Genomic DNA, 16419 nt, shown 5'->3' on the forward strand with positions numbered 1-16419 from the left:
CCTCGCGTCCCCACGGTCGCAGCGGGCCCGTACGCCCGCCGAAATGTACATCCGGCACCAGCCGCATCAAGGAAGGACGCCATCATGGCGAAGCTGTCCCAGGAAGACCTGCTCGAGCAGTTCAGCGAGATGACCCTGATCGAGCTCTCCGAGTTCGTGAAGGCCTTCGAGGAGAAGTTCGACGTCGAGGCCGCCGCCCCGGTCGCCGCCGTGGCCGCGGGTGTCCCCGGCGCTCCCGCCGCTGCCGAGGAGCCCGAGCAGGACGAGTTCGACGTCATCCTCACCGGCGCCGGCGACAAGAAGATCCAGGTCATCAAGGTCGTGCGTGAGCTGACCTCGCTGGGTCTGAAGGAGGCCAAGGACCTCGTCGACGGCACCCCGAAGCCGGTCCTCGAGAAGGTCGCCAAGGAGGCCGCGGACAAGGCTGCCGAGGCCCTCAAGGGCGCCGGCGCCTCCGTCGAGGTCAAGTAAGCGTCAGCGCCGCACCGGCGCGATCGGGGGGTCTCGTACCCTCTGAGGAGGGGCGATCACCTGAACGGGTGATCGCCCCTCGTCGTTCCCGGGCCGGCCGACACGGCTGCCTTGCCCTGTCGGCGCGGGTGGGTATGGTGATCTTCGCTGCTCCGGTCATGCGTCCGGTTGACGAGGTCGGCAGCGTGGGGGCCTTGACGTACGGCAGACGGCAAGCGATTCTCAGGACGCGTCCTCACAAACGATCCGGGATCGGATGCATGGATCGAGGGCGAAGCGGGAAGTCTTTCGCCAGGCGTTGCAGAAAGAACAACGAGGCGCTGCCACCGAAACAGCGCCTCCCGGAGGGAGAGATTGGTACTGCGCCGGTCTCCGGATAACTGCTCTGGACATCAGTGTGCCAAGGGGCTACACTGACCCTTTGCGCTGCCTGTTAGCTGCCCTCTGCCCGTCACCAGGGGCATGCCCGCCTCCGTGCACTGCTGAAGAAGCCTCCTTGACCTGGGGGGTTTCCCGGCTCTGTGTGGAAGCGGGACCGGTACGCGCGTAGTGAGTCCGAGCCCTCGGAAGGACCCCCTCTTGGCCGCCTCGCGCAACGCCTCGACCGCCAATACGAACAACGGCGCCAGCACCGCCCCGCTGCGCATCTCCTTCGCGAAGATCAAGGAGCCCCTCGAGGTTCCGAACCTCCTTGCGCTGCAGACCGAGAGCTTCGACTGGCTGCTCGGCAACGCCGCCTGGAAGGCTCGTGTCGAATCGGCCCTGGACAGTGGGCAGGACGTCCCCACGAAGTCCGGTCTTGAGGAGATCTTCGAAGAGATCTCCCCGATCGAGGACTTCTCCGGGTCGATGTCCCTGACCTTCCGCGACCACCGCTTCGAGCCGCCGAAGAACTCCATCGACGAGTGCAAGGAGCGCGACTTCACGTACGCCGCCCCGCTCTTCGTCACCGCCGAGTTCACCAACAACGAGACCGGCGAGATCAAGTCCCAGACGGTCTTCATGGGCGACTTCCCGCTCATGACCGACAAGGGCACCTTCTGCATCAACGGCACCGAGCGGGTCGTCGTCTCGCAGCTGGTCCGCTCGCCCGGCGTCTACTTCGACAGCTCCATCGACAAGACGTCCGACAAGGACATCTTCTCCGCCAAGATCATCCCGTCCCGGGGTGCCTGGCTGGAGCTCGAGATCGACAAGCGCGACATGGTCGGCGTCCGCATCGACCGCAAGCGCAAGCAGTCCGTCACCGTCCTGCTCAAGGCGCTCGGCTGGACCACCGAGCAGATCCTCGAGGAGTTCGGCGAGTACGAGTCCATGCGGGCCACCCTGGAGAAGGACCACACCCAGGGCCAGGACGACGCGCTGCTCGACATCTACCGCAAGCTGCGCCCGGGCGAGCCGCCCACCCGTGAGGCGGCGCAGACCCTGCTGGAGAACCTCTACTTCAACCCCAAGCGCTACGACCTGGCCAAGGTCGGCCGCTACAAGCTGAACAAGAAGCTCGGCGGCGAGGAGCCGCTGGACTCCGGCGTGCTCACCACCGCCGACGTCATCGCCACCATCAAGTACCTGGTCAAGCTGCACGCCGGGGAGAGCGAGACGGTCAGCTCCGACGGCCAGACGATCGTCGTCGAGACCGATGACATCGACCACTTCGGCAACCGCCGCCTGCGGAACGTCGGCGAGCTGATCCAGAACCAGGTCCGTACCGGTCTGGCGCGTATGGAGCGGGTCGTCCGGGAGCGGATGACCACCCAGGACGTCGAGGCGATCACGCCGCAGACCCTGATCAACATCCGGCCGGTCGTCGCCTCCATCAAGGAGTTCTTCGGCACCAGCCAGCTGTCCCAGTTCATGGACCAGACGAACCCGCTCTCCGGGCTCACCCACAAGCGCCGGCTGTCGGCGCTCGGTCCGGGTGGTCTCTCCCGTGAGCGGGCTGGCTTCGAGGTCCGTGACGTGCACCCCTCGCACTACGGCCGGATGTGCCCGATCGAGACGCCGGAAGGCCCGAACATCGGTCTGATCGGTTCACTCGCCTCCTACGGCCGGGTCAACGCCTTCGGGTTCGTCGAGACCCCCTACCGCCGGGTCCGGGACGGCATCGTCACCGACGAGGTCGACTACCTGACGGCCGACGAAGAGGACCGCTTCGTCATCGCGCAGGCCAACGCCCCGCTCACCGACGACCTGCACTTCGCCGAGAACCGGGTCCTGGTCCGCCGCCGCGGCGGCGAGGTCGACTACATCCCGGGCAGCGAGGTCGACTACATGGACGTCTCGCCGCGCCAGATGGTGTCGGTGGCCACGGCCATGATCCCCTTCCTGGAGCACGACGACGCCAACCGCGCGCTCATGGGGTCGAACATGATGCGCCAGGCGGTGCCGCTGCTGAAGGCGGAGTCCCCGCTGGTCGGCACGGGCATGGAGTACCGCTGCGCGGTCGACGCCGGCGACGTGATCAAGGCCGAGAAGCCGGGCGTGGTCCAGGAGATCTCCGCCGACTACGTCACCGTCGCCAACGACGACGGCACGTACACCACCTACCGGGTGGCGAAGTTCTCCCGCTCCAACCAGGGCACCTCCTTCAACCAGAAGGTGGTCGTCGACGAGGGCGCCCGGGTCGTCGAGGGCCAGGTGCTGGCCGACGGGCCGTCCACCGACCAGGGTGAGATGGCGCTCGGCAAGAACCTCCTGGTGGCGTTCATGCCGTGGGAGGGCCACAACTACGAGGACGCGATCATCCTCAGCCAGCGGCTGGTCCAGGACGACGTCCTCTCCTCGATCCACATCGAGGAGCACGAGGTCGACGCCCGGGACACCAAGCTCGGCCCCGAGGAGATCACCCGGGACATCCCGAACGTCTCCGAGGAGGTCCTCGCCGACCTCGACGAGCGCGGCATCATCCGGATCGGTGCCGAGGTCGTCGCCGGTGACATCCTGGTCGGCAAGGTCACCCCCAAGGGTGAGACCGAGCTGACCCCCGAGGAGCGGCTGCTCCGCGCGATCTTCGGCGAGAAGGCGCGCGAGGTCCGTGACACCTCGCTGAAGGTGCCGCATGGCGAGACCGGCAAGGTCATCGGCGTCCGCGTCTTCGACCGCGAGGAGGGCGACGAGCTGCCGCCCGGCGTCAACCAGCTGGTCCGCGTCTACGTCGCCCAGAAGCGCAAGATCACCGACGGTGACAAGCTCGCCGGCCGTCACGGCAACAAGGGCGTCATCTCGAAGATCCTGCCGGTCGAGGACATGCCGTTCCTGGAGGACGGCACCCCGGTCGACATCATCCTCAACCCGCTCGGCGTCCCGTCCCGGATGAACCCGGGCCAGGTGCTGGAGATCCACCTGGGCTGGCTCGCCTCCCAGGGCTGGAAGGTCGAGGGCGACAGCGAGTGGATGAAGCGCCTGAAGACCATCGGCGCTGACGAGGTCGCGCCCGGCACCAACGTCGCCACCCCGGTGTTCGACGGTGCCCGGGAGGACGAGATCGCCGGCCTCTTCGAGGCGACCATCCCGAACCGCGACGGTGACCGGATGGTGCAGTCCTCCGGTAAGGCGCACCTGTTCGACGGCCGTTCCGGCGAGCCGTTCCCGGAGCCGATCTCGGTCGGCTACATGTACATCCTCAAGCTCCACCACCTGGTCGACGACAAGCTCCACGCCAGGTCCACCGGTCCGTACTCGATGATCACCCAGCAGCCGCTGGGTGGTAAGGCCCAGTTCGGTGGCCAGCGGTTCGGGGAGATGGAGGTGTGGGCGCTGGAGGCATACGGTGCCGCCTACGCCCTCCAGGAGCTGCTGACCATCAAGTCCGACGACGTCACCGGCCGCGTGAAGGTCTACGAGGCCATCGTCAAGGGCGAGAACATCCCCGAGCCCGGCATCCCCGAGTCCTTCAAGGTGCTCATCAAGGAGATGCAGTCGCTCTGCCTCAACGTGGAGGTGCTGTCCTCGGACGGTATGTCCATCGAGATGCGTGACACCGACGAGGACGTCTTCCGCGCAGCGGAGGAGCTCGGTATCGACCTGTCGCGGCGGGAGCCGAGCAGCGTCGAAGAGGTCTGACGGGTCGGCCGGCCCCCCTTCGGGAGGGCCGGCCATCCCTGGACCCCCAGACCGGATACTGCGCCTTCCGCACTGCGAGAGGGCACGACCCTGAAAGAGGGATTGACGACAAGTGCTCGACGTCAACTTCTTCGACGAGCTGCGGATCGGCCTCGCCACCGCTGACGACATCCGCCAGTGGAGCCACGGCGAGGTCAAGAAGCCGGAAACCATCAACTACCGCACCCTCAAGCCGGAAAAGGACGGGCTCTTCTGCGAGAAGATCTTCGGTCCGACCCGGGACTGGGAGTGCTACTGCGGGAAGTACAAGCGCGTCCGCTTCAAGGGCATCATCTGTGAGCGCTGCGGTGTCGAGGTGACCCGCGCCAAGGTGCGCCGGGAGCGGATGGGCCACATCGAGCTGGCCGCCCCCGTCACCCACATCTGGTACTTCAAGGGCGTCCCGTCGCGCCTGGGCTACCTGCTCGACCTCGCCCCGAAGGACCTGGAGAAGGTCATCTACTTCGCGGCGTACATGATCACCTATGTCGACGAGGAGCGCCGCACCCGCGACCTGCCCTCGCTGGAGGCCCACGTCTCCGTCGAGCGGCAGCAGATCGAGCAGCGGCGCGACGCCGACCTGGAGGCCCGGGCCAAGAAGCTCGAGGCCGACCTGGCCGAGCTGGAGGCCGAGGGCGCCAAGGCCGACGCGCGCCGCAAGGTGCGCGAGGGCGCCGAGCGGGAGATGAAGCAGCTGCGCGACCGCGCGCAGCGCGAGATCGACCGCCTCGACGAGGTGTGGAACCGCTTCAAGAACCTCAAGGTCCAGGACCTCGAGGGCGACGAGCTGCTCTACCGCGAGCTGCGGGACCGCTTCGGCACCTACTTCGACGGTTCGATGGGTGCCGCCGCGCTGCAGAAGCGGCTGGAGACCTTCGACCTGGACGAGGAGGCCGAGCGGCTCCGCGAGGTCATCCGGACCGGCAAGGGGCAGAAGAAGACCCGGGCGCTGAAGCGCCTCAAGGTCGTGTCCGCCTTCCTGCAGACCCGGAACAGCCCCAAGGGCATGGTGCTCGACTGCGTGCCGGTGATCCCGCCGGACCTGCGGCCGATGGTGCAGCTGGACGGTGGCCGGTTCGCGACCTCCGACCTCAACGACCTCTACCGCCGGGTGATCAACCGGAACAACCGGCTCAAGCGGCTGCTCGACCTCGGGGCTCCCGAGATCATCGTGAACAACGAGAAGCGGATGCTGCAGGAGGCCGTCGACGCGCTGTTCGACAACGGCCGCCGCGGCCGTCCGGTCACCGGACCGGGCAACCGTCCGCTGAAGTCGCTGTCCGACATGCTCAAGGGCAAGCAGGGCCGCTTCCGGCAGAACCTGCTGGGCAAGCGGGTCGACTACTCCGCCCGTTCGGTGATCGTCGTCGGTCCGCAGCTCAAGCTGCACCAGTGCGGTCTGCCCAAGGCCATGGCCCTGGAGCTGTTCAAGCCGTTCGTGATGAAGCGCCTGGTCGACCTGAACCACGCGCAGAACATCAAGTCGGCCAAGCGGATGGTCGAGCGCGGCCGCACGGTCGTCTACGACGTGCTGGAAGAGGTCATCGCCGAGCACCCGGTGCTGCTCAACCGGGCGCCGACGCTGCACCGGCTGGGTATCCAGGCCTTCGAACCGCAGCTGGTCGAAGGCAAGGCGATCCAGATCCACCCGCTCGTCTGCACCGCGTTCAACGCGGACTTCGACGGTGACCAGATGGCGGTGCACCTGCCGCTGTCCGCGGAGGCGCAGGCCGAGGCCCGCATCCTGATGCTGTCCTCGAACAACATCCTCAAGCCGGCCGACGGTCGACCGGTGACCATGCCCACCCAGGACATGGTGCTGGGGCTGTTCTTCCTCACCACCGACGGGGACGAGCGGGAGGTCATCGGGGAGGGCCGGTCCTTCGGCTCCACCGCCGAGGCGATCATGGCCTTCGACGCCCGGGAGCTCTCGCTCCAGGCGAAGATCGACGTTCGCTTCCCGATCGGCACCGTGCCGCCGCGCGGCTGGACCCCGCGGGCCCCGGACGAGGCGGCGGCCGAGGAGGCCGGCGCCGGTACGGACTGGCAGCTGGGCGACAGCTTCCGGCTGCAGACCACGCTGGGCCGGGCGCTCTTCAACGAGCTGCTGCCGGAGGACTACCCGTTCGTCGACTACACGGTGGGCAAGAAGCAGCTCTCCCAGATCGTCAACGATCTGGCCGAGCGCTACCCGAAGGTCACCGTGGCGGCGACGCTGGACAACCTGAAGGCGGCCGGCTTCTACTGGGCCACCCGCTCCGGTGTCACCGTGGCGATCTCCGACATCGTGGTCCCCGAGGCCAAGAAGGCCGTGATCGCCAACTACGAGGCGCTGGACGAGAAGGTCCAGAAGCAGTACGAGCGCGGTCTGATCACCAAGGACGAGCGCACCCAGGAACTCATCGCGATCTGGACGAAGGCCTCCAACGAGGTCTCCGAGGCCATGAACGTGAACTTCCCGAAGACGAACCCCATCTTCATGATGGTCGACTCGGGTGCGCGCGGAAACATGATGCAGATGCGCCAGATCGCCGGTATGCGCGGCCTGGTGTCCAACGCCAAGAACGAGACCATCCCGCGGCCGATCAAGGCGTCGTTCCGCGAGGGCCTGTCGGTGCTGGAGTACTTCATCTCCACCCACGGCGCCCGCAAGGGTCTGGCGGACACCGCGCTCCGCACCGCCGACTCGGGTTACCTCACCCGTCGTCTGGTGGACGTCTCGCAGGACGTGATCATCCGGGAGGAGGACTGCGGCACCGACCGCGGTCTGAAGCTGGTCATCGCCTCCAAGGGCGCGGACGGCGTGCTGCGCAAGGCGGAGGACGTCGAGACCAGCGTGTACGCCCGGATGCTCGCCGAAGACGTGGTCGTCGACGGCAAGGTCATCGCGCCGGCCAACGTCGACCTCGGTGACGTCCTGATCGACCAGCTCGTCAAGCACGGGGTGGAGACGGTCAAGACCCGGTCGGTGCTGACCTGCGAGTCGGCGGTGGGCACCTGCGCCTACTGCTACGGGCGCTCGCTGGCGACCGGCAAGCTGGTGGACATCGGTGAGGCGGTCGGCATCATCGCCGCCCAGTCGATCGGTGAGCCCGGTACCCAGCTGACCATGCGGACCTTCCACACCGGTGGTGTGGCCGGTGACGACATCACCCAGGGTCTGCCGCGTGTCGTCGAGCTCTTCGAGGCGCGTACGCCCAAGGGCGTCGCCCCGATCAGCGAGGCGGCCGGACGGGTCCGGATCGAGGAGACCGAGAAGACCAAGAAGATCGTCGTCACCCCGGACGACGGCTCCGACGAGACTTCCTACGGCATCTCGAAGCGGGCCCGGCTCCTGGTGCAGGAAGGCGATCACGTCGAGGTCGGTCAGCCGCTGACGGTGGGTGCCATCAACCCGCACGACGTGCTGCGGATCCTCGGCCAGCGGGCCGTCCAGGTCCACCTGGTCGGCGAGGTGCAGAAGGTCTACAACTCGCAGGGCGTGTCGATCCACGACAAGCACATCGAGATCATCATCCGGCAGATGCTCCGCCGGGTGACGATCATCGAGTCCGGCGACGCCGAACTGCTGCCGGGCGAGCTGGTGGAGCGCACCCGCTTCGAGGGTGAGAACCGCCGGGTGGTGACCGAGGGCGGTCACCCGGCCTCCGGCCGTCCGCAGCTGATGGGTATCACCAAGGCCTCGCTGGCGACCGAGTCGTGGCTGTCGGCCGCGTCCTTCCAGGAGACGACCCGGGTGCTCACCGACGCGGCGATCAACGCCAAGTCGGACTCCCTGATCGGCCTGAAGGAGAACGTCATCATCGGCAAGCTCATCCCGGCCGGTACGGGGCTGTCCCGCTACCGCAACATCCGGGTGGAGCCGACCGAGGAGGCGAAGGCGGCGATGTACTCGGCCGTCGGGTACGACGACATCGACTACTCGCCGTTCGGCACCGGCTCCGGCCAGGCCGTTCCGCTGGAGGACTATGACTACGGTCCGTACAACCAGTGACCGGTGAGCCGGTAGGGCTCATCGGGCGATAGCGCAGAGGGCGGCCTCCCGACCACGGGGAGGCCGCCCTTCGCCTTGCCCGGGGCCTCGGCCGCGTCCGTTGGAAGCCCCCGCGCGGAACAGCCGGTGAACCTGGACACCGGAAAAGCGGGAAAGGTCTGTTCGGAACTCCCCAGCCGTGCCGCGCGTCGGTGATGATGGGGGTGTCCCGAAAGCGGGGAGGGTGTCGAGGTGTCGTTCGATCCAGGGCTGGGGGCTCAGCGGGGGCCGTATGCACACCACCCGCAGATGTCGATGATGCGCGCGTCGCACGCCGACCGGGAGCGGGCGGTCGATGTGCTCAAGGCGGGGTTCGCGGAGGGCAGACTCTCCCAGGGCGAGTACGAGCAGCGGCTGGGGCGCGCGTACCAGGCGCAGACGCACGGTCAGCTGCAGGCGATCGTCGCGGACCTGCCGCAGGGGCCCGTTCCGGAACTCTCGCGACCGCCGCAGCCGATGGCCGGTCCGCCGATGGTGCCGCGGACCTTCCTGCCCGCTCCGCCGCCGCGGAGCAACGGATCGGCCACCGCGGCGCTGGTCTGCGGCGTGCTCTCACCGATGACCTGGGGCCTCACCGCGATCCCGGCGGTGGTCCTCGGGCACAAGGCCCGGGCGGAGATCCGGCGGACGGGGGAGAGCGGCGACGGGATGGCCCTGGCGGGGCTGGTGATCGGCTGGCTCTCGATCGCCGGAATGGCGTTCATGGTGCTCGCCTTGATCGTCGCCGGTGTCTGATTCCCGGCCCACCGGCGGAGAGTCGCTCAGCGGTGGTCGGGCTGCTGGGCGGGAGCGCCCGTGCCGTCCGGTTCGGGCGCGGCGCTGCCCCGAGACGCGGCGCGGTGGGTTCCGGCCGGCGGTGGCGCACCGCTGCGGCTGCTCCTCGGGCAGTGCGTTCGTCGACGTCTTCCGGCGTGCCTTCGGCCACACCCCGGGCTCCCATCCGTCGGGCTGAGACCGTGCGGCAGGGTGCCCGCTGTTCCGGGGACGACGGCCCGCCGGCGCGGGGCCGAGGCGACCCTTTTCGGTCAATCGGAGGGGGCCCGGCGGTAGTTGTCCGGGCGGCCGGCGCCGGTGCGGGAGGCGGGCCGTGCGGGTAGGGTTTCCGGTGACCCACGCCTGCGCATTTGTTTTGACCGCAGCCCATGCGGTAGGTACGCTCTGACCTTGTGCCTGGGGTGTCCCTGGGCTTCTGCGCGTGCTTGAGACCGTGCCGGAGCCGGAGGCCTGACGGTCCGAGACACCGATATCTGCGCTTTCCCTGCCCTGACGGGGGTCTGCAGCCTTCGACACGCCCGACCGCGTGGGTCGGGGGTTCGTCGAGGGATTCATCGAGTCCTCGGGGAGAACCCCAGGTTAGCTTTACCGAGACGGCACACAGAAACCGGAGAAACGGTGCCTACGATCCAGCAGCTGGTCCGGAAGGGCCGGCAGGACAAGGTCGAGAAGAACAAGACGCCGGCACTTGAGGGTTCGCCCCAGCGCCGGGGTGTCTGCACGCGTGTCTTCACCACCACCCCGAAGAAGCCGAACTCGGCCCTGCGTAAGGTCGCGCGTGTGCGTCTGACCAGTGGGATCGAGGTCACCGCTTACATTCCTGGTGAGGGACACAACCTGCAGGAGCACTCCATCGTGCTCGTGCGCGGCGGCCGTGTGAAGGACCTGCCGGGTGTTCGCTACAAGATCATCCGTGGTTCGCTCGACACCCAGGGTGTCAAGAACCGCAAGCAGGCCCGCAGCCGCTACGGCGCCAAGAAGGAGAAGTAAGCATGCCTCGTAAGGGCCCCGCCCCGAAGCGCCCGGTCATCATCGACCCGGTCTACGGCTCTCCTCTTGTCACCTCCCTGATCAACAAGGTCCTGATGAACGGCAAGCGCTCGACCGCCGAGCGCATCGTCTACGGCGCCATGGAAGGCCTCCGGGAGAAGACCGGCAACGACCCGGTCATCACCCTGAAGCGTGCCCTGGAGAACGTGAAGCCGACCCTCGAGGTCCGCTCCCGCCGGGTCGGCGGCGCCACCTACCAGGTCCCGGTCGAGGTCCGCCCCGGCCGTTCCTCCACCCTCGCGCTGCGCTGGCTCGTGGGCTACTCCCGCGCCCGCCGCGAGAAGACCATGACCGAGCGGCTGATGAACGAACTGCTGGACGCCAGCAACGGTCTGGGCGCCTCCGTCAAGCGTCGCGAGGACACCCACAAGATGGCCGAGTCCAACAAGGCCTTCGCGCACTACCGCTGGTAGTCGCTACCCACATCGAGACCGAGAGAAGACTGAAGCCTTATGGCTACCACTTCACTTGACCTGGCCAAGGTCCGCAACATCGGGATCATGGCCCACATCGACGCGGGCAAGACGACCACCACCGAGCGGATCCTGTTCTACACCGGTGTCAGCTACAAGATCGGTGAGACTCACGAAGGCTCCGCCACCATGGACTGGATGGAGCAGGAGCAGGAGCGCGGCATCACCATCACGTCGGCCGCGACGACCTGTCACTGGCCGCTGGACGATGTCGACCACACGATCAACATCATCGACACCCCGGGCCACGTCGACTTCACCGTCGAGGTGGAGCGTTCGCTGCGGGTGCTCGACGGTGCCGTGACGGTGTTCGACGGTGTCGCCGGTGTCGAGCCGCAGTCCGAGACGGTGTGGCGTCAGGCGGACCGCTACGGCGTGCCGCGTATCTGCTTCGTCAACAAGCTCGACCGCACCGGAGCCGACTTCCTCCGGTGTGTCTCCATGATCGACGAGCGCCTCGGCGCTGTTCCGCTGGTCATGCAGCTGCCGATCGGCGCGGAGGCCGACTTCCAGGGCGTCGTCGACCTCGTGACGATGAAGGCTCTGGTCTGGTCCGCCGAGGCCGCCAAGGGCGAGATGTACGACGTCGTCGACATCCCCGAGTCGATGGTCGCGGACGCCGAGGAGTGGCGCGGCAAGCTGCTCGAGACCGTCGCCGAGCACGACGAGGAGATGATGGAGCTGTACCTGGAGGGCGAGGAGCCCTCCCTGGAGCAGCTGCGGGCGGCGATCCGCCGCGCCACCATCGCCTCCACGGTCGCCGAGGGCCAGCCCACCTTCACCCCGGTGTTCTGCGGTACCGCGTTCAAGAACAAGGGCGTTCAGCCCCTGCTCGACGCCGTGGTGCGCTACCTCCCCTCGCCGCTCGACATCGAGGCCATCGAGGGCCACGGCGTCAAGGACGAGAACGAGGTCATCCAGCGGAAGCCCAGCGAGGACGAGCCGTTCGCCGGTCTCGCCTTCAAGATCGTGAGCGACCCGCACCTCGGCAAGCTCACCTACGTCCGGGTGTACTCCGGCCGCCTGCAGACCGGCACAGCGGTGCTGAACTCGGTCAAGGGCAAGAAGGAGCGCATCGGCAAGATCTACCGGATGCACGCCAACAAGCGTGAGGAGATCCCGAGCGTGGGCGCCGGCGACATCGTCGCCGTCATGGGCCTGAAGCAGACCACCACCGGTGAGACGCTGTGCGACGAGAAGTCCCCGGTGATCCTGGAGTCCATGGACTTCCCGGCGCCGGTGATCGAGGTCGCCATCGAGCCCAACTCCAAGGGTGACCAGGAGAAGCTGGGCGTTGCCATCCAGCGGCTCTCGGAGGAGGACCCCTCCTTCCAGGTCCACTCGGACGAGGAGACCGGCCAGACCATCATCGGCGGCATGGGCGAGCTGCACCTCGAGGTGCTGGTCGACCGCATGAAGCGCGAGTTCCGGGTCGAGGCCAACGTCGGCAAGCCGCAGGTCGCCTACCGCGAGACCATCCGCAAGACGGTCGAGCGGATCGACTACACGCACAAGAAGCAGACCGGTGGCACCGGGCAGTTCGCCAAGGTGCAGCTGATGATCGAGCCCCTCGAGAGCGGCGACGCCTCGTACGAGTTCGTCAACAAGATCACCGGTGGCCGGGTCCCCAAGGAGTACATCCCCTCGGTGGACGCGGGTGCGCAGGAGGCCATGCAGTTCGGCATCCTGGCCGGCTACGAGATGGTGGGCGTCCGCGTCACCCTGCTCGACGGTGCGTACCACGACGTGGACTCCTCCGAGCTGGCGTTCAAGATCGCCGGTTCGCAGGCGTTCAAGGAGGGTGCGCGCAAGGCCAGCCCGGTTCTGCTCGAGCCGATGATGGCCGTGGACGTCACCACGCCCGAGGAGTACATGGGTGACGTCATCGGCGACATCAACTCCCGCCGTGGCCAGGTGAACGCCATGGAGGAGCGGAGTGGCGCCCGGGTCGTCAAGGCCCTCGTGCCGCTGTCGGAGATGTTCGGCTATGTCGGTGACCTGCGCAGCAAGACCTCTGGTCGCGCTAGTTACTCCATGCAGTTCGACTCCTACGCCGAGGTTCCGCGGAGCGTCGCAGAGGAGATCATCGCGAAGGCCAGGGGCGAGTAGCACTTGCTGCGCACCCTTTAGGCTTAGCACAGGCATCGGGGCGTTCCGCCGTAAACCGTGAGGTTCGCGGCGGCGCCCCGGGAGCCGGCCCCAGCGAATTCGGCCAAGGGCGTCCCCTAGGGGTCCTGGTCGGTTCGGTAAGACCATCTGAACCCATCCGCAGAGGGTGGATGGGCACAGCACCAGTCCACAGGAGGACCCCAGTGGCGAAGGCGAAGTTCGAGCGGACTAAGCCGCACGTCAACATCGGCACCATCGGTCACATCGACCACGGTAAGACGACTCTTACCGCGGCGATCACCAAGGTGCTGCACGACGCGTACCCGGACCTGAACCAGGCCTCGGCCTTCGACAAGATCGACAAGGCGCCGGAGGAGCGCCAGCGAGGCATCACGATCTCGATCTCGCACGTCGAGTACCAGACCGAGTCGCGTCACTACGCCCACGTTGACTGCCCGGGTCACGCGGACTACATCAAGAACATGATCACCGGTGCCGCCCAGATGGACGGTGCCATCCTCGTGGTCGCCGCCACCGACGGCCCGATGCCGCAGACCAAGGAGCACGTGCTCCTGGCCCGCCAGGTCGGCGTTCCGTACATCGTGGTCGCCCTGAACAAGGCCGACATGGTGGACGACGAGGAGATCATGGAGCTCGTCGAGCTCGAGGTCCGTGAGCTCCTCTCGGAGTACGAGTTCCCGGGCGACGAGGTTCCGGTCGTCAAGGTCTCGGCGCTCAAGGCGCTCGAGGGCGACAAGGAGTGGGGCGAGTCCGTCCTCAAGCTCATGGCGGCGGTCGACGAGGCCATCCCGGAGCCGGTGCGGGACACCGACAAGCCGTTCCTGATGCCGATCGAGGACGTCTTCACCATCACCGGTCGCGGTACGGTCGTCACCGGCCGTATCGAGCGTGGTGTCCTCAAGGTCAACGAGACCGTCGACATCATCGGTATCAAGGAAGACAAGACCACCACCACGGTCACCGGTATCGAGATGTTCCGGAAGCTGCTGGACGAGGGTCAGGCCGGTGAGAACGTCGGTCTGCTGCTCCGCGGCATCAAGCGCGAGGACGTCGAGCGCGGCCAGGTCATCATCAAGCCGGGCTCGGTCACCCCGCACACCTCGTTCGAGGGCCAGGCCTACATCCTGTCGAAGGACGAGGGTGGTCGCCACACCCCGTTCTTCAACAACTACCGCCCGCAGTTCTACTTCCGCACGACGGACGTGACCGGCGTGGTGACCCTCCCCGAGGGCACCGAGATGGTCATGCCGGGCGACAACACCACCATGTCGGTCGAGCTGATCCAGCCGGTCGCCATGGAGGAGGGCCTGAAGTTCGCCATCCGCGAGGGTGGTCGGACCGTGGGCGCCGGCCAGGTCACCAAGATCAACAAGTGACCTGTCGCTCTTAGGCCCCGCCAGCGGGTGCCGGGAGCCGGCCACAGACGGCGAAGGGCCTGTACGACTCCGGTCGTACAGGCCCTTCGGCGTTCCCGGGCCCCCTCGGCCGTCTACTCCTCGGTCCTGGTCGGAGGCGGGAGGTGGGCCACCTCGTGTCCGAAGTACGACTGGACGTCCTCGGTCGGGGCGAGGAACTCACCGAGGTGGGCCTCCCGGCACCGACCGACTCCAGATCGGTGAACCGGAGCGCACTCGGTGAGTTCGGTGTGGGGACCTGGTGCGGGTACTCGCCGCGGAGGATGCTCCTCGGTGATGGCGCCGGCACCTTCGGCGGCGGCCAGGTCCCCGCTCAGGGGGGTTGCCCGCAATAACGGCCGACCGCTCGCCCGGAGCCACCGTCACCTCCTCCGGAAGGTGCGCCGGCGGCCGGGGAGGGGGTCAGAGGCCCAGTACGATCCGGGCGGTGAGGAAGTAGATCACCAGGCCGGTGGCGTCCACCAGCGTGGTGACCATGGGCGCCGAGACCACCGCGGGGTCGATCCGCAGCCGTTTGGCCAGCAGTGGCATGGTGCCGCCCACGGTCGCCGCCCAGGCGCAGATGACCACCAGCGCGATGCCGACCACCAGCGCGATGTCGGTGCCGACGAAGAGGCTGCCGACCGCCAGTCCGAGGGCGGCCAACAGGAGCCCCAGGATGAGCCCCACGCGGCATTCCCGCCAGATGACCGCCAGCAGGTCCGAGCCGCGGACCTCGCCCACCGCCAGGGCCCGCACGGCCGCGGTCGCCGCCTGGGCGCCGGCGTTGCCCCCGGTCCCGATCAGCAGCGGGATGAACATCGCCAGCTGGGTTACCTCCTCCAGCGTGGTCTCGAAGAACTGGGTGACGGTCACGGTGAGCGTGGCGGCGAGCAGCAGGAGCAGCAGCCACACCACCCGGTAGCGGGCGAGCTGCCAGACGGTGGCTGCCATGTAGTGGCCCGCCCAGGGCGTGGAGCCCGACTGGCGGGCGACGTCCTCGGTGTCGGCGGCCTCGATCACCTCGACGGCGTCGTCGATGCTGAGCAGCCCCACCAGCCGGTTCTCGCTGTCCACCACGGGAAGGTCGAGGACGTTGGTCTCGCGCATCAGCCGGGCCGCTTCCTCGGCCGGGTCGGTGGCCTGGGCCTGCGGGGCCTCGGTGTCGACGAGTTCGGCCACGGTGCGCTCCGGCGCGCTCAGCACCAGGTCGCGGAGTTCGACGATGCCGGTCAGCCGCCGCCCGGAGTCGACCACCGGGAGGGTGTAGACGGTCTTGGTCCGCCCGCCCCTGGCCCGGACCCGCTCCAGCGCCTCGGCCACCGTCAACTGCTGGTGCAGCGGCACCGTCTCGGGGTTCATGTAGCGGCCGACGGCGTCCTCGGGGTAGCCGAGCAGCGCAGCGGTCTGCCGCCGCTTGCCGGGGCTCAGCCCGGCAAGCACCCGCTGGACGACCTTGGCCGGTGCCTCATGGAGCATCCGGACCCGGTCGTCCGGCTCCATCGCCTCGACCAGTTCGTGGAAGGAGCTGTCGCGCAACCCCATCAGGACCGCCTGCTGGTCCACCGGATCCAGCTCCTCGAAGACCATGATGGCCCGGTCCTTGTGGAGGAGGCGGAAGGCGACCACGGCGTCGACCGAGCCCATCCGGGCCAGTTCGTCCGCGATCAGGTGGGGCGGGTGTTCGTCGAGCCAGTGCTGGGCTTCGCTGAGGTCGTGCCGGTCCAGCGCGGTCTGGAGGCGGACGGGCAGCTCGTCGGGCAGCTGGGATTGCGTCATGAGCGGGGGACACCTCGAACGGGAGTGGCCGGTGGTCTCGTGGGAGCGCCGGGCCGCACCACTCGCCGCTCGGTCAGTGCGGACGGCGGGGTGGGGCCGCGGCGTGCGATGGTCGACCAGGAGGCTCGCTGGACACAGCGACCACCTCCAACCGTCTCGCTCCTGAGCTCACCGGTTCCCCGGGGCCGAAGGCAGGTTAACCCCGATCTCCCCG

General features: G+C 67.8%; 10 protein-coding genes. 9 read left to right on the forward strand and 1 reads right to left on the reverse strand.

The annotated features are described in order from the left end of the window. The first annotated feature begins 84 nt into the window (after positions 1-84). From rplL to BGP73_RS13065, 9 genes are all read left to right on the forward strand, one after another. Positions 85-471 (forward strand): 50S ribosomal protein L7/L12, encoded by a 387-nt coding sequence (gene rplL / locus BGP73_RS13025; RefSeq protein WP_069814494.1) that lies wholly within the window; start codon positions 85-87, stop codon positions 469-471. Between the two features lie 579 nt (positions 472-1050). Further along, a complete protein-coding gene (gene rpoB, locus BGP73_RS13030; RefSeq protein ID WP_069814495.1) occupies positions 1051-4533 on the forward strand; it encodes a DNA-directed RNA polymerase subunit beta in 3483 nt (1160 codons plus the stop codon). Positions 4534-4645: 112 nt separating this feature from the next. Continuing rightward, a complete protein-coding gene (locus BGP73_RS13035) occupies positions 4646-8566 on the forward strand; it encodes a DNA-directed RNA polymerase subunit beta' (protein ID WP_069814496.1) in 3921 nt (1306 codons plus the stop codon). Between the two features lie 297 nt (positions 8567-8863). Continuing rightward, positions 8864-9340, forward strand: a complete 477-nt coding sequence (locus BGP73_RS13040; protein ID WP_069814791.1) for a DUF1707 and DUF4190 domain-containing protein — start codon at positions 8864-8866, stop codon at positions 9338-9340. Between the two features lie 657 nt (positions 9341-9997). Then, on the forward strand, positions 9998-10369 hold the full coding sequence (gene rpsL / locus BGP73_RS13045; protein WP_003948652.1) for a 30S ribosomal protein S12: 372 nt from the start codon (positions 9998-10000) through the stop codon (positions 10367-10369). 2 nt (positions 10370-10371) lie between these two features. Then, positions 10372-10842 (forward strand): 30S ribosomal protein S7, encoded by a 471-nt coding sequence (rpsG, locus tag BGP73_RS13050; protein WP_069814497.1) that lies wholly within the window; start codon positions 10372-10374, stop codon positions 10840-10842. Positions 10843-10881: 39 nt separating this feature from the next. Then, the gene (gene fusA / locus BGP73_RS13055; RefSeq protein WP_069814498.1) at positions 10882-13011 is read left to right on the forward strand and encodes an elongation factor G; all 2130 of its coding nucleotides are present in this window, start codon (positions 10882-10884) and stop codon (positions 13009-13011) included. Between the two features lie 203 nt (positions 13012-13214). Next, positions 13215-14408: an elongation factor Tu gene (gene tuf / locus BGP73_RS13060; protein WP_069814499.1), complete on the forward strand. Its 1194-nt coding sequence runs from the start codon at positions 13215-13217 to the stop codon at positions 14406-14408. 155 nt (positions 14409-14563) lie between these two features. Further along, positions 14564-14782 (forward strand): hypothetical protein, encoded by a 219-nt coding sequence (locus BGP73_RS13065; RefSeq protein ID WP_139134555.1) that lies wholly within the window; start codon positions 14564-14566, stop codon positions 14780-14782. 67 nt (positions 14783-14849) lie between these two features. Here BGP73_RS13065 and mgtE read toward each other — a convergent pair whose 3' ends face one another. Next, positions 14850-16205 (reverse strand): magnesium transporter, encoded by a 1356-nt coding sequence (gene mgtE, locus BGP73_RS13070; protein ID WP_069814501.1) that lies wholly within the window; start codon positions 16203-16205, stop codon positions 14850-14852. Positions 16206-16419 lie beyond the last annotated feature (214 nt).

Source organism: Streptomyces sp. TP-A0874, assembly GCF_001748085.1.
GTDB lineage: Bacteria > Actinomycetota > Actinomycetes > Streptomycetales > Streptomycetaceae > Streptomyces.

Coding starts and splice junctions, on each gene's coding strand:
- rplL (WP_069814494.1), top strand. CDS start 85: ATGGCGAAGCTGTCCCAGGAAGACCTGCTCGAGCAGTTCAGCGAGATG.
- mgtE (WP_069814501.1), bottom strand. CDS start 16,205: ATGACGCAATCCCAGCTGCCCGACGAGCTGCCCGTCCGCCTCCAGACC.
- BGP73_RS13040 (WP_069814791.1), top strand. CDS start 8,864: ATGCGCGCGTCGCACGCCGACCGGGAGCGGGCGGTCGATGTGCTCAAG.
- fusA (WP_069814498.1), top strand. CDS start 10,882: ATGGCTACCACTTCACTTGACCTGGCCAAGGTCCGCAACATCGGGATC.
- rpsG (WP_069814497.1), top strand. CDS start 10,372: ATGCCTCGTAAGGGCCCCGCCCCGAAGCGCCCGGTCATCATCGACCCG.